This window comes from Aquimarina sp. 433, assembly GCF_054054605.1.
Window position 1 is genome coordinate 77,475 of the sequence record NZ_JBSWZK010000007.1, and the last position, 14,019, is coordinate 91,493.

11 protein-coding genes are annotated in these 14,019 nt (G+C 32.3%); 5 read left to right on the plus strand and 6 right to left on the minus strand.

Annotated elements, in window-relative coordinates:
• Positions 1 to 9: 9 nt before the first annotated feature.
• Both gldI and ACWNT5_RS15105 read right to left on the minus strand, forming a co-directional pair.
• Positions 10 to 561, minus strand: coding sequence for a gliding motility-associated peptidyl-prolyl isomerase GldI (gene gldI / locus ACWNT5_RS15100; RefSeq protein ID WP_456517810.1), 552 nt, complete (start codon positions 559 to 561; stop codon positions 10 to 12).
• Complete coding sequence (locus tag ACWNT5_RS15105; protein ID WP_456517811.1) at positions 558 to 1,574, minus strand: DHH family phosphoesterase; 1,017 nt, start codon at positions 1,572 to 1,574, stop codon at positions 558 to 560. Before ACWNT5_RS15105 ends, gldI begins: the two co-directional genes overlap by 4 nt.
• A 79-nt stretch (positions 1,575 to 1,653) precedes the next feature.
• On the opposite strand from ACWNT5_RS15105, the gene ACWNT5_RS15110 reads away from it, so the two are divergent.
• Both ACWNT5_RS15110 and ACWNT5_RS15115 read left to right on the plus strand, forming a co-directional pair.
• The gene (locus tag ACWNT5_RS15110) at positions 1,654 to 2,685 is read left to right on the plus strand and encodes an alkaline phosphatase D family protein (protein WP_456517812.1); all 1,032 of its coding nucleotides are present in this window, start codon (positions 1,654 to 1,656) and stop codon (positions 2,683 to 2,685) included.
• A 171-nt stretch (positions 2,686 to 2,856) separates the two neighbouring features.
• Positions 2,857 to 3,276, plus strand: a complete 420-nt coding sequence (locus tag ACWNT5_RS15115) for a nucleoside-diphosphate kinase (protein ID WP_219006915.1) — start codon at positions 2,857 to 2,859, stop codon at positions 3,274 to 3,276.
• Between the two features lie 125 nt (positions 3,277 to 3,401).
• On the opposite strand, the gene ACWNT5_RS15120 is transcribed toward ACWNT5_RS15115, so the two are convergent.
• Positions 3,402 to 5,369, minus strand: a complete 1,968-nt coding sequence (locus ACWNT5_RS15120; protein ID WP_456517813.1) for a tetratricopeptide repeat-containing sensor histidine kinase — start codon at positions 5,367 to 5,369, stop codon at positions 3,402 to 3,404.
• A 380-nt stretch (positions 5,370 to 5,749) separates the two neighbouring features.
• On the opposite strand from ACWNT5_RS15120, the gene ACWNT5_RS15125 reads away from it, so the two are divergent.
• On the plus strand, positions 5,750 to 6,589 hold the full coding sequence (locus ACWNT5_RS15125) for a hypothetical protein (protein ID WP_299606958.1): 840 nt from the start codon (positions 5,750 to 5,752) through the stop codon (positions 6,587 to 6,589).
• Between the two features lie 3 nt (positions 6,590 to 6,592).
• Here ACWNT5_RS15125 and ACWNT5_RS15130 read toward each other — a convergent pair whose 3' ends face one another.
• The 3 genes from ACWNT5_RS15130 to ACWNT5_RS15140 all read right to left on the minus strand — a co-directional run bounded on the left by ACWNT5_RS15130 (position 6,593) and on the right by ACWNT5_RS15140 (position 10,683).
• On the minus strand, positions 6,593 to 9,145 hold the full coding sequence (locus ACWNT5_RS15130; RefSeq protein WP_299606959.1) for a TonB-dependent receptor: 2,553 nt from the start codon (positions 9,143 to 9,145) through the stop codon (positions 6,593 to 6,595).
• A gap of 4 nt (positions 9,146 to 9,149) precedes the next feature.
• Complete coding sequence (locus ACWNT5_RS15135) at positions 9,150 to 10,064, minus strand: FecR family protein (RefSeq protein WP_299606960.1); 915 nt, start codon at positions 10,062 to 10,064, stop codon at positions 9,150 to 9,152.
• Between the two features lie 97 nt (positions 10,065 to 10,161).
• On the minus strand, positions 10,162 to 10,683 hold the full coding sequence (locus ACWNT5_RS15140; RefSeq protein WP_299606961.1) for an RNA polymerase sigma factor: 522 nt from the start codon (positions 10,681 to 10,683) through the stop codon (positions 10,162 to 10,164).
• 169 nt (positions 10,684 to 10,852) lie between these two features.
• Here ACWNT5_RS15140 and ACWNT5_RS15145 point away from each other — a divergent pair, with 169 nt between their 5' ends.
• Together ACWNT5_RS15145 and ACWNT5_RS15150 are read left to right on the plus strand one after the other, a co-directional pair.
• On the plus strand, positions 10,853 to 12,304 hold the full coding sequence (locus ACWNT5_RS15145; protein ID WP_456517814.1) for a hypothetical protein: 1,452 nt from the start codon (positions 10,853 to 10,855) through the stop codon (positions 12,302 to 12,304).
• 280 nt (positions 12,305 to 12,584) lie between these two features.
• Entirely contained in the window at positions 12,585 to 14,009 is a 1,425-nt protein-coding gene (locus tag ACWNT5_RS15150) for a hypothetical protein (protein WP_299606964.1), read from the plus strand.
• Positions 14,010 to 14,019 lie beyond the last annotated feature (10 nt).

Below are 14,019 nucleotides of genomic sequence, written 5' to 3' on the forward strand. Positions count from 1 at the left end.
AGTTAAGGTTTAATTTTCTTTTGTTGACTGTTTTGTGATTTTGTTGAGAGTTACTCTGGATACTAACGGAATATTTGTTCCAATCTTATGATCATCCCCATAATATCCATATGCTTGATAAGAAGGAAACAAGAAAACAACAGTTTCTCCTTCTTTCATGAGTTTTAATCCTTCTCTTAATCCAAAAAAAAGATCTTCTTGATCGATAGCATAATTTACAGTATCCAACTCTTTTTGACTATAAATAATTTCTCCATCCAAATCTTTTATGTCGTAGGTGAAGTTTACAATATCACCAAATTTAGCAGTAAGTGATGATATGGTATCCTTTTTCTCATAGTAATACCAAAAACCACCATCTGATGTGATATAATTACGAGAAGTATCTTGTTGGATTATTTTTTGAATTTTTGCTTCTTCTCCTGCTATAAGTTCCTTGTTCCTGTTAATCGATTCATTGATAAAAGATCCTGAAGAAACACTAATAGGCTTTCTGGCTTCTGGAGCTTTACAAGAGAAAAATAAGGCGAATAAGCTTACTAAAAGAAAAAAATGTCTCATGAATTTAGGGCATTTTTATAAGACGGTAAGATACTAATAAATTTCTCAACCGTGTCTTGAAGTGAGAGATTACTTTTTCCACCAGCAGCATTATGATGACCACCACCTTCAAAGTGATTTCTTGAAAATTCATTGACAGAAAAATCACCTTTAGAACGAAGAGAGATCTTTATGATGTTTTCACCTTTATTTTCTATAAAAATTAAAGCAAGTTTGATGCCTTCTATGGATAGTCCCATGTTTACAAATCCTTCCGTATCTCCTTTTTTGAAATTGTGATCATCTAATTCCTTTTGAGATAATGTAATATAGGCCGCTTTATATTCTGGTAACACTTTTAAATTTTTTAAAGCTACCCCTCTTAATTGTAATCTAGAATAGGTGTTACTATCATAAATTAGTTCATGGATTTCAGTATTGTTAGCTCCACGATCTATTAAATCAGCAATTATTTTATGAGTTGTACTGGTAGTTGATCGAAAACGAAAAGAACCTGTATCAGTCATGATACCGATGTAAATACAAGTCGCAATGTCGGCAGTAATTTTGTTTACATCTCCTAAATTATCGATAAAGTGATAGATCATTTGACAAGTAGAACTCATCATAACATCACTGTAGGTATAGACGGCATAATCATCTGGTTGCTGGTGATGATCTATCATGATATATGTAGTGTCGGTTGTTTTTAGCAAGCTTTCCATATTACCAGTTCTGGAAAAATGGTTAAAATCTAAAGTGAAAATGATATCAGCTTCTTTTATCTTTTCGGTTGCGACTTCGGTATCACTATCGTATTTAATAATGGTAGACTCACCTGGAATCCATTTTAGAAAATTTGGATAATCATTAGGTGTAATTACAGTAGCATTATGTCCCAAACCAGATAAATAGTGGTAGAGAGCTAGTGTTGATCCAATAGCGTCTCCATCTGGGTTTTTATGCGGAATGATTACGATGTTTTTGGAAGTACTTAAAAGTATTTTTACTTCCTTAAATTCACTTGTGTTCATAGGTCTGCGAAGATACTATTTATTAATAATATGGTAATAATGGAATACTTACTTTTACCATACGTTAACTCTTTACACAATGAAATACTTACTATATTCTATCTTTTTTTCTCTGTATACCATAAGTAGTGGTTATAGCCAAATTAATGAAGAAAAAACAAAAGAAGATTTTGTGATTGCTTTTGGTAGTTGTAATAAACAAAGTTTACCACAACCTTTTTGGAGTGAAATTTTAAAGAATAAACCAGATTTGTTTATTTGGGGTGGAGATAATATCTATGGAGATTCTGAAGATATGTCTAAAATTAAAAATGATTACAGACTTCAAAACAGTAATCTTGATTATCAACTATTAAAAAATAATGTACCTATCATGGCTACTTGGGATGATCATGATTATGGGAAAAATGATGTAGGAGCAGAGTGGAAAATGAAACGCGAAAGTCAACAGTTGTTTTTAGATTTTTTAGAAGTTGAAAAAGAAGATGAGAGGAGAAATCAAGAGGGAATATATACTTCCAAAACTTTTAAAACGTCTCATGGGAGTGTGAAGGTTATTGTTTTGGATACGAGATATTTCCGATCTCCGCTATTAAAAGACCCAACAGGTAAAAAACGTTATATCCCGCATGATGGCAATAAAGGAACAGTATTAGGAGAAAAGCAATGGAAGTGGTTAGAAGAAGAATTGAAGACTACAAAAGTTGATTTCCATGTCATTGTAAGTAGTATCCAGTTTTTGTCTGGTGAACACGGTTGGGAGTGTTGGGCTAATTTTCCAAATGAAGTAACTAGGTTAGAACAATTAATAGTAGCGCTAAAAGTTAAAAATTGTGTACTGTTATCTGGTGATCGTCACATATCAGAATTTTCTAAAAAGGAATTATCAGATTTAGGATATCCTATTGTCGATTTTACATCTAGTGGACTCACCCATTCATATTTGGGTTTTAATGGAGAACCTAATCAATTTAGAGTAGGAGATGTTATTCATACACCTAGTTTTGGTATCTTAAAATTTAATTTCGAAACAAAGGTAATTACCATGCAGATGAGAGGAAAGAATAATAAAGTGCTACAAGAAATACAACAACAGTACCTATTGGATTAATTGTTTTTATGATGGAGTAGGATAAAGTTCTTACTTTCTGAGAATATTTCTTGTTTTTGAAGGTATTATATATACTTTTGCACAAAATTTTATAATTGGCTATATAGCCGAAATTTAAAAAAGCAACATTTTCTTTTTTTTTGAAAATGATATAAAAACAAAATTTTAAAAATGGCAACAAATAGAACTTTTACAATGCTTAAACCGGATGCGGTAAGAAAAGGATACATCGGTGCGATCCTTGAACAAATAACTGCTTCTGGCTTCAGAATTGTAGCAATGAAATTAACGCAATTAACTACTGACGATGCAAAAGCTTTTTATGCTGTGCATAGTGAGCGTCCTTTTTATGGAGAGTTAGTGGAGTATATGACAAGCGGTCCAATTGTAGCAGCAATTCTTGAAAAAGAAAACGCAGTAGAAGATTTTAGAACCTTAATCGGAGCTACAAATCCAGAAGAAGCTGCAGAGGGTACTATTCGTAAAAAATATGCTACTTCTATCAGTGAAAATGCTGTACATGGTAGTGATAGTGATGAGAATGCTGCTATCGAAGGAGCTTTTCATTTCTCAGGAAGAGAGCAGTTCTAAGAAGCATAGAATTAATCGATATACTAGAAACCATTCTGATACTTTCAGGATGGTTTTTTTATACATCAACTTATGAAGTTAAAGTAGTAGAATTCTACAGATTTAGACATCATGTTAGAACTATACTATAGGTGGTTTTGGTTCATTATTTTTTGTTGATTCATAAAAGGAATTTCAATAGTAACAATAGTTCCTCTTTTTATCAAAGAATCGATATGTAAAGTGCCTGATAGTTCTTGTATGCGACTTTTGATATTTGTTAAGCCTATTCCAAATGGTTTTTTAGAAAGATCAAATCCTTTGCCATTATCCTCAAAAATAATACTTACCTGATCACCAATAGGATTAATTTGAATTCCAATCTTATCAGCATTAGCATGTTTAAGAGTATTGGTGATGAGTTCCTGAAAAATGGAGAATAATTCATTATGAAATCTCACATCCATTTGATTAATATAATCTTCTTTATACGTAGAAATATCTATGATTAAATTACTGGATGTGCTAATTTTATCTGTGTATTCGCCTAATAGTTCTGTGAAATTACTATCTGCAATTTTTTTTGGAATAAGATCATGCGAAAGCACTCTAACTTCTTGATATGTGTCCTCAATTTGTTTATATACTTGCTTCAGACCAGAAGAATTATTTTTAATTGAGCTAACCTGTAGTTTGATAGCAGCCAAATTTCCTCCTATTCTGTCATGAAGTGTCTGTGCAATTCTCTTTCTTTCTTTGAACTGAACATTGATAGAATTTTGAATAAGTCTTAACCCATGGTTTTTAATCAAAGCTTCTACCTTTTGTTCTGCCAATTCTTTTTGGTTTTTATTCAATAAGTTTTGACTTTTCAGTTTTTGATAGTAAAGCACAAATAATCCTATTAAGAGAATTACGACGATTACAAATGCAATGAGTATGGTGTGTTTTTGTGATTGTTGTCTATTTATTTCTAATTCTCTTAGCTCTTTGTCTTTTTTTAAGATAGATATTTCGTTCTCTTTCTTAAGAGTTTCGTATTGCACTTCTAGTCTAGAAAGTTCTTCATCTTTTTGTAGCTGATTTACCGAGTCATTAAGTCTGTATTCCTTTTCTGTATATTCCAAGGCACGTTCATAGTTCTTCTGGAGTGTGGCAATCTCTTTCAGCTTTTGATATGCTAATATCTGTTGTTGGAAATATTCTCTGTCCTCAGCCAGTTCCAGCACATCTTGGTAATTTTTTGATGCCTTATTATATTGCTTTTTCGCTATAAAAATTTCTCCAATGTTGATCTTATTATTGAGCATTATCAAAGGATACGTATATTCTTCTGCTATTTTAAGGGATTTTTCGAAATAACTTAATGCTGTTTGATCCTTATACATATCTAGATAGATACTTCCGATATTAAGTAAGGTTATAGCAATACTTCTGTGGTGAGTTTCTTCGCTATAAATATGTAAGGCTTTATTTTGATATAAAAGTGCTTTTTCAAAATTACCCATATCCAAATGACAAATGGCTATAGAAACATATAAGTCGGGATTTGGGTTTTCATTATCAAGGATCATAGCATTATAAATTTCTAAAGCCTTATCAAAATCACCTTTCATTCTGTAGGTAATTCCTAGATTTAGAAGCAGTTTTTGTTCAATTTCTGGATCATCAATCAACTTTACAGTTTCTAAACCTTTTAGGGCCCATTTTTTACTATCATCAAGTAAACCTTTATCTCTGGAAGCATTAGAAAGAATTAAGTGAAACCAGTTAGTTAATGATACTCCAATAGAGTCTTGTCTTTTCTCAGTTAGTGCAACTCCTTTTTTTGCGTAAAATATGGCAGAGTCAGAGGTGTAAGAGTAATAATGATAATGACTTAAATTTTTATAAGCTAAAACCTTATGATATTCATTTTGCGTTCTTGTTAAAACTTCATGGCTAATTAGAAAAGCTTTTCTTTTGTCTTCTCCTTCTGTATTGGAATAATCTCTAGCTTTTTCTAATAGTTGATAATCATAATCTATGTCTTTAGATTTTTTATTTGTTTCAATCTGAGCATGAGTTACGAAACAGATACTACATAAAATTAGTAGAAAACTAAACTTAGACAACGGGAACATTTAAAAAAATTAACTAAAAAAAATAATAGGGTTTTCTCATTCCGGGATGAAGCTATGAAACACTTGTGTAAAGCGATTATTCTTTATTTCTTCCCCAAAACGAACTCTAAAAATAGCGTATTTATTGTTCTAATAAATATCTTTCCTACTAAAATAACTTAAAAGTGATTAATGTTATTTATTGAAAATCTCCAAGCTATGAAGCTTTAAAAGATATTTTTGGTGTCTATCGAATCAAAATATGTAAAGGTCATTCATTCTTTTGATAATTATATAAGACAACTCTGGGGATTCTATTTTCACTGAATCCCGTGATTTCTAAATCTTATATATTATTTACTATTGAAGTCTAATTATAAAATCTCTTTTGAATGAGTATTATTTCTAAAATTGTATTAAATGTTCGTGCAAGTAATACGAATACAGAATCATTGGAATTAAGTAAAATAATTGATTCCTCAGAAATTCCAACGGATAACCTATCGGAAAATGATGTGGAACAAATTTTAGATCTAGTTTTATCTCTACTAGAAGAATCTAGAAATAAAATTTTGGAAGAATATACCTATGTATATGAGTTTGAATATCAATTTTATGACGAAAAAGATGAATTGATTCTTGCCAAAAGTGCTTATTCCTATTTTGATGAACTGATAGAAAAGGCAGTCTCATTTGAAGCTCTCCACAATAAATTATGGCAGTTTATAGATAGATCCTACTATAAAGAAAATGATGCACGATTCTGGAGAGATAGTGAAACTCCTGTGGGTAGTACAGCAGCCTCTTTATTGGCTTTATATGATAAAAAATATATCGAAAATTATATAAATTTTCTTCGTACGAATGATATGGATCATGAAGTAGATCAATATGGAGATATTAATACTATTATCGAAAAATATGGAGTTTGCGAAGAAACCCTATCATTAGCAATAGCTAGAGCTTGTAGTGTTTGTGGTCAACATGGATCTGAACAATTTGAAGAGTTCTTAGAAGAAAACTTTTTAGAGTATATAAAATCAAACTTTGATCTGTTTCTACAAAAATTAGAAGAAGAATATCAGTTTAAAGAGATTTGGTTTATGGATCTAGATTATGATGAGTTTTGGAATCCAGGAAATATGGAAACTGATTGGATAGATATGATTTTAAAGATTCTTAATGAAGACCAAACGGAAAAACTTAGATTGTTTTTTAAGGAGCACTTATAAATACTACCAAAGAATTCTAAAACTTAGGTTAGGTGTGATTCCTAAAGAGGTAATGTCATCATTAATAAAACGGTTGTCAAGAGAATTAGTGGTTCTAAACTCTCTGTTTAACAGGTTTTCTCTATCATAAAGGTTTAAGATAGAAAGTCCAAGTCTGTAATTGATGGGTGAAGTTGATTTTAGTTTGAAATCGTAGATCGCGGAAAAATCAAGTCGATGATAGATCGGTAAATTATTTCCATTGATTTCTCCGAAATCTAATACTACGAGCTCTCCGCTTTCGTCAACTCCGTCTACATTGGTGAAAGCCTTTCCAGTATGCCATAACCAGCCTAACGAAAACTGAAAGTTATTGATTTTATAAAAGTGAGACCATTTTATAGTATGCTCGATATTCCAATTGCCAGGAAAAGACTCATTATTATTGATATCATCAAACTTATTTGTAGTATTTATATAGGAATAACTTACCCAGGTTTTGTAATTATTAAAATGCTTCTTTAAGAACACATCGATTCCATAAACGGTACTTTCACCATTATGATAGGTATTATCAATAGGGTTTATAAAACCAGCGGTTAGAGAAGTTATATCATCAATTTGTTTATAATATCCATCAACATCAAAATACCATTTATTCTTTTTAAAACTGCTTCCTAAGGTAAATTGATAACTGGTAATAATAGGAAACTGTTCTTTATTGGCTAAAGTCCACACCTGATTTTCTAAGGACAAATCACTAACAACAGACTCTCTGATTTGACTTGCCGCTTGACTTCTATATTCGGCAGTTGCATTTATTTCCCAGAATTTTGAGAGATTTTTTTGCAAGAAAATTCTGGGTTCCACAAAGGATTTTTCTAATTCCGAGTAATTGTTGAATCGAAGACCAGCAGAAAGATAAAAGCTATTTGGAATCTCGTATTTGTACTCGCCATAAATACTGTGTGTATTTAGTGAACGATTATCCTGATCTAAAATTAACTCATAAGTGGGCGTAGTAGTAACAAAAGCATACCTAATTTTATTATTAGCATACTGATAACCTCCTAAAAGTTTTTGATAATCCGATATGTTATATGAAAAGTCAAGTGCTGCGCCCAAATCTTTAACACTATTCTTTTTACTTTCAGTTTCTGTTATGCTTCCAGAATCTCTAGTTATGAATTCATAATTCAGCAAGTAACTGGTAAAATAACTACTTGCTTTCATACCTAAATTAGGGCTCCATTGGTGTTTCCAACTAATATTGTATCCCTCGTTTTCGGTGACTAAATTATCATTAAACGACATCGAAGTATCACTCCTCTTAAAATCCAGATCATTTTTACTATAAATAGCGTTTGCCTCAATTTTATCAACCTCAGAAAGCTTCGCGATCAGATTTGCATTGTAATCCGCATAGAAAAAATCATTTTTAGCATCGTTTAGCTCTACAGTCTCAGCAATTGTGGTATTCTGAAAGACTCTGTCTGCAAACTGTTTATACGTAAATGTTTCGAAAACATCTGTGTAAGACCTTCTTCCAGATACTTGTAACGAAACTTTATCTTTTATAATAGGAGTATGAATGACGGCATCAGCATTAATCATATTAAAACCTGCACCACCCGAAAAGCGTTCAGCTACCTTATCCTCAGTTTTAATATCTATAATCCCAGAAATTCTATCTCCATATTTTGCACTAACTCCACTTTTAGAAAAATCAACCTCTTTTACTACATATGGATTGAATGCGGATAACATCCCGAAAAAATGTCCCTGATGATAGGTTTTTATACCGTTCCAAAGTACTAAATTTTGATTAGGAGCGCTTCCACGAACATATATTCCAGAAGCTGTTTCAAAAGGGCTATTAACACCTGGCGTTTGTTGGATGCTCTGTAAAATATCGGGTTCTGTTAAACCAGGTAAAATCTCAATATCTTTAAGATCTATATTAATTACTCTTTTATCCTGGGTAATTCCCTTAGTAAGATATTCCTGAATAATAACTTCATCCAATGTTTCAATGGCATGGATCAGATAAATGGTATTACAATCTTGGCGAATAAACTCTGATGAATTAATTACTTTTTGCCGAAATCCTGGAGCACTTATAAGTACTGGTGTATTAAAAGGGACTTCAGTACTTTCGAAGTACCCTTTTTCATCGGTAGTAATATTTGTTCTGGAGGCCTTTACAAATACCCGTATCTTTTCTAAAGGTTCGTTGTTTTCATCAAATATATATCCGCATATAGAGTGTGCGTCTTTTTTGGAATAAGTCCGCACAGTGATAAAATTATTCCCTGTAATTTCAAACTTTAATTGCGTTTGCTTTTCTAATCGACCGATCACTTCTTCTATAGTAGTGTCTTTTGTAGTTCTAAAGGAGACTTTCTTTTGTGTTAGAATAGCATCTAAGTAAGAGAATTTTACTTGATATTGTTCTTCTAATAAAAGTAGTGCAGCCGAAAGGTCTACGTTATCCGCATCAATAATGTAAGAAGCTTTTTCTTGCGAAAAAGCTGATATACCTAATAAAAGTATGTAAACATAAAAAAGTCTGGTCATGCTCTTAATTGTCTAATACCACGGTTTTATTGTCTTGCAATAGTTGGTATTGCAAACCTAAGGTACTAAAAACCGTTTTAAGAGCAACATCGATATCATTGTTAGGAAAAGTTCCTGTGTAAATGATAGATGTATCTAACTGTTTTGTTTCGATGTTGATATTATATTGTTCTTCTAATTCTTTAAAAACATATTTTACCGGTACGCTTCTAAATGAACTAATATTGTTAATCCAAGAAGGTTCTAATGCTTCAAAAACCCAATTTTCGGATGCAGATTTCGCAATTTTTCTGTATCCTTTTCCTGCTGTAAGAATTATTTGTTCTTCACCACTTTGGACGCGCACTTTTCCTTCAAAACATACAGCTTTAAAAAGGGAGGCTTGTGAATCTACACTAAACTCGGTTCCCAAAACTGTTACGTTGCCGTTTTCTGTATTTACTGTAAAAGTGCTTCCTTTTTTAACTTTAAAATAGGCTTCACCGTCTAAAGAAACAGTCCTATTGTTTTCCCAGTCATTTTTATCAAAACTAACTTCTGATTTTGCGTTTAAAATTATTTCAGAACCATCTGGTAAGGTTACTGCTAACTGTTCTCCATAGGAACTACTTATAGAATCATTGGTATTGAAAAAGAAAAGACCAAAAATAATTGCAATTGATGCTGCAACAGCGGCATAAGGCCAAAATTTGATAACAGGCTTTTGATTACTTTCAATAGAAGTTTGTTTTCCAGATTTGATAGTATTCAGTGCTGTATCGATATCATATTCAGATAAATCTAAGGCGTCAGCACCCGCTTTTATCTTTGCGTAGTGCTTATATTCTGGATGGGATTGGAACTCACGAAGTTCCTCTGGAGAAAGCTCTCCGTTAATCCATCTGGATAAGAATATATCATCATTTTTATTATCTAACATAATCTGCCTTTATATATAAAAAACGTTCTATTTATTAATTACCCTACCCCTTGCTATTAATTTTTTTTAATTTTTAACAATTTACCTCATTTATAATTTAGATGTCACCAATCTTTTTTCTTAAACTTAATAAAGCTTTGTGCATTAATTTTTCAATAGCCTTAACGGAAACATTAGATAACTCAGCAATTTCTCTATAAGTTTTTTTATCAATTCTACTTAAAAGGAAAACTTCTCTTTGTCTTTCTGGTAAATCAGCGATAGCATTCTTCAGTTTCTCCATATATTCCTTTTCTAACATCACAAATTCCGGAGACTCATTAGTAACATCAGTTTTACGCTGAGTTATATAATTCTGATGTTTAAACTTTACTTGTTGATGCCTAGCAATACTAATTCCTAGGTTGGTGGCTACAGTATAAACATAACTTTTTGCTTTGTCTAAAGGTACTTTAGCACAATTGTTCCATAATTTAATAAAAGCATCTTGAACAATATCTTCTGCCTGATCTAAATCACCAAACTTATAATACAGATAACTTCTCAAAAGTTTTGCGTGACTTTTGAAAAAATGATCAAAGGCTTGTTCGTCACAAGTAGAGTTTTTACTATCAGACATTTGGGGATTCATTTGTTGTCAAAACTAGATTTTTTTCTGGTATCAAAAAAAAGAAATTTTAAAAAAAACAAAAAAAGAGGGGTGGGGTAGTTTTGGTATTGGGCGTTTTACTAGTGTTATAACAAACATCTCAATTGAGCATAACTTATTATTTACTTAAAAAATTAACATGAAAAATCTTAGAATTTTTAGCTTACTTATGTTTGGGCTTATGATTGCATTTTCTTCTTGTGAACAAGAAGATGATAATCAAAACACTGAATGTCCTCAGTTATCTTTTGGACAGGATGGGAAAAAACTAGTTGCTGATTTTGAAGGAATTGAAGATCTTGATACATACGAATGGTTTGTTGATGGAGAATTGGTAGAGACCGAAAGTCAGCAAAATGAAAGAGATAATACTTTAGACCTCTCTTCTTATAATCCAGGTACCTATAATGTTTGTATTAAAGCGGAAACACCAGATTGTCCTGAAGGAACGGAATTTTGTAGAGAAATTACCATTGAAGAAGAGATGGATGGATGTCCAGATCTAAAATTTACTAGAGATGGAGAGTATTTATTTGCAGATTTTGAAGGAATAGACACTTTAGAGTTTTATGCATGGAAGGTGACAGGTGAAAATCTAGAAAACGGTGAGATCATCGAAAACGAAGGAACAAGTAATCAAGGAGATAATAAGTTCTCTTTAGAAAATTTAGAAGAAGGAACTTATACTGTATGTTTAATTTCTGAAAGCCCTACTTGTACAAGCACAGAATATTGTGAGGAGATCACAATAGAAGGTGATGGAGATGGACAAGGATCATGCCCTGATCTAACTTTAAGCTCAGAAGGAAGTATCGTAGTTGCTTCTATCTCAGGAACAGATGATATCGAATCATTTAATTGGTTTGTTAATAATGAGCCTTTAGCAGCAGAAGATCTTCAAATCCAAGGAACTACAATTACTTTAGATCTTAGTGATTACAATCCAGGTTCTTATGAAGTATGTGTAAAGTTTGAATCTAATGATTGTGCTCAAGGAATCGAAGCATGCGTGTCAGCTCAAGTAACAGATGATAATAATGGCGGTGGAGATGATGGCTGTCCTGACCTTTCTTTTATAGAAGAAGGACCATTTATGTTTGCAAGCTTTGCAGGAATAGATCAATTAGCGGTATATGAATGGTTTGTAGATGGAGTATTGGTAGAAACAGAGGATCTACAAAGTCAAGATAGAGATGATAAACTTGATTTGTCTTCATACAATCCAGGTACTTACAGAGTTTGTATCAAAGCAGAAACAAATGACTGTCCTAACGGAACAGAGTTCTGTAGAGATGTTGTAATTCCAGAGCCTCAGCCTGTAGATTGTACTATTTTTAAATTAGAATATGTGACTACAAATTCTGCAGAATTTGTGAATGCAAAAGGAGTAATTTTATTTGGTTTAGATGATAACTCTGTAGTTTGGGAGATTGATGGTAATCAAGTTACACCAACTACTGCCACAGGACATTTCTTAATACTTCAAGATCACCTTCAGCAGCCAGGAAGATATGAGATTTGTTATAAAGCAGAATCTTCTGAATGTGGAAGCTTACAAGAATGTGTTGAGATTGATTTTCAGGGGCTTTAATTCATATGCGAAGTGATGGTTTATTAAGTTCAGTCAGTTGAATAAATAATCACTTATTTGTAGGAAGAGACCGTTTTTACGGTCTCTTTTTTTTTATTCGTAGATACTTTAATATCCAATATTAATAGGGCTTTAGGGTGGTTTTTAAGATTTTTATGACAAATTTTTAACTTTTTTTAAAGTAAGGGGTAGGGTATTGGTTTTGTGCTGCGTTTCATTATTGTAAAGCAAGTAAAAGCTTCTAAATAATTAATATAAAATAACCCCTAAAATTACAACAATGAAAAAACTTAGTATTTGGTGTGTAATGATTTTTACACTACTTGTGGGATTTACCTCTTGTGAAGAAATTGAAGAACTAGAAAATTGTCCAGATGTAACAATTAATGTAGATAATGTTGCTGGCAGTGCTGTTTATCGTTTTGCCGCACAATTAGATGGCATCCAGGATGTAGAGCTTACTTGGTCTATCGATGGAGAAGATGTAGCAAGTGGAAACTTAGATGATATAGCAAGTCAGATTTTTGAATATCAGTTTGAAGAAGGAACATATACTGTTTGTGTAAGAGTAGCTAGTGATGCTTGTCCTATCGAGGTTTGTAAAGAGATTGAGGTAGACATCGATGAAACAAACCCTTGTCCGGATTTATTCTTCGAAACAAGACAATTGGATAGACCTAATAGCTATAAGTTTATTGCAGATTTCCCTGGTATTGAAGAAACTCGTTTCGAATGGTTTATCAATGGAGAAGTAGTAGTAACAGATGGTCAAAATGCAGATAACTATCTATTCTGGGATTTTGAGGAAGTTGGAACTTATGAAGTATGTATCAAAACAGAAACGCCAGATTGTCCAGAAGGAACTTCTTATTGTAAAGTAATTGAGGTTCAGGAAGTAGACGAAAGATGTCCAGAACTATTCTTCATTGCAGAGCAAGATGGAGATAATCCAGCATATTATTTTCAGGTAGAGTTTGAAGGAGCTGATCAGATTGAATGGTTAGGTTGGTATATCAATGGAGAATTTGTAGAAGATTCTAATAATGGAGATAATAATAGATTCTATTACCAATTTGCACCAGGAAGATATGAAGTATGTTTAAAAACAGAAACTCCAGAATGTCCACAAGGAACATCATATTGTAAAGTTATTGAAATTGAAGGTGATGCTGTTTGTCCAGAGTTGTTTTTCGAAGCCGAACAAGATGGAGATAATCCTGCATACTATTTCTATCCAGGAGCATTTGACGGAATAGAAGAGTATCCAATGAGTTGGTCGGTTAATAATGAGTTTGTTGGTACAACTCAGAGTCATGATGAACCATTTTACTATCAATTTGCTCCAGGAAGTTATGAGGTTTGTGCGGCAGTAGAAACGCCAAATTGTCCACAAGGAGTAACCTTCTGTAAAGTAATCGAAATAGAAGAAACTGGAACCAGCTGCCCAAATTTATTTTTCACAGTAGATCAAGAAGGAGATACACCTGGATATAATTTTAGAGCAGAGTTCGAAGGAATGAGTGATATTTCATACGAATGGACTATCAACGGAGATGTTGTAGATAGAGAGATTGTAGATAGTAATGAAAGAGATAATTATTTATACTACCAATTTGGATCAGGAACATACGAGATATGTATTATAGCAGAAACTCCAGATTGTCCAAACGGAACTATATTTTGTAAAACAATCGTCATAGAATAGTTAAGTCAGT

Bases quoted from the DNA above. Each gene is read 5' to 3' on its own strand.
- gldI (WP_456517810.1), bottom strand. From the start codon at position 561: ATGAGACATTTTTTTCTTTTAGTAAGCTTATTCGCCTTATTTTTCTCT.
- ACWNT5_RS15105 (WP_456517811.1), bottom strand. From the start codon at position 1,574: ATGAACACAAGTGAATTTAAGGAAGTAAAAATACTTTTAAGTACTTCC.
- ACWNT5_RS15110 (WP_456517812.1), top strand. From the start codon at position 1,654: ATGAAATACTTACTATATTCTATCTTTTTTTCTCTGTATACCATAAGT.
- ACWNT5_RS15115 (WP_219006915.1), top strand. From the start codon at position 2,857: ATGGCAACAAATAGAACTTTTACAATGCTTAAACCGGATGCGGTAAGA.
- ACWNT5_RS15125 (WP_299606958.1), top strand. From the start codon at position 5,750: ATGAGTATTATTTCTAAAATTGTATTAAATGTTCGTGCAAGTAATACG.
- ACWNT5_RS15130 (WP_299606959.1), bottom strand. From the start codon at position 9,145: ATGACCAGACTTTTTTATGTTTACATACTTTTATTAGGTATATCAGCT.
- ACWNT5_RS15135 (WP_299606960.1), bottom strand. From the start codon at position 10,064: ATGTTAGATAATAAAAATGATGATATATTCTTATCCAGATGGATTAAC.
- ACWNT5_RS15140 (WP_299606961.1), bottom strand. From the start codon at position 10,683: ATGTCTGATAGTAAAAACTCTACTTGTGACGAACAAGCCTTTGATCAT.
- ACWNT5_RS15145 (WP_456517814.1), top strand. From the start codon at position 10,853: ATGAAAAATCTTAGAATTTTTAGCTTACTTATGTTTGGGCTTATGATT.
- ACWNT5_RS15150 (WP_299606964.1), top strand. From the start codon at position 12,585: ATGAAAAAACTTAGTATTTGGTGTGTAATGATTTTTACACTACTTGTG.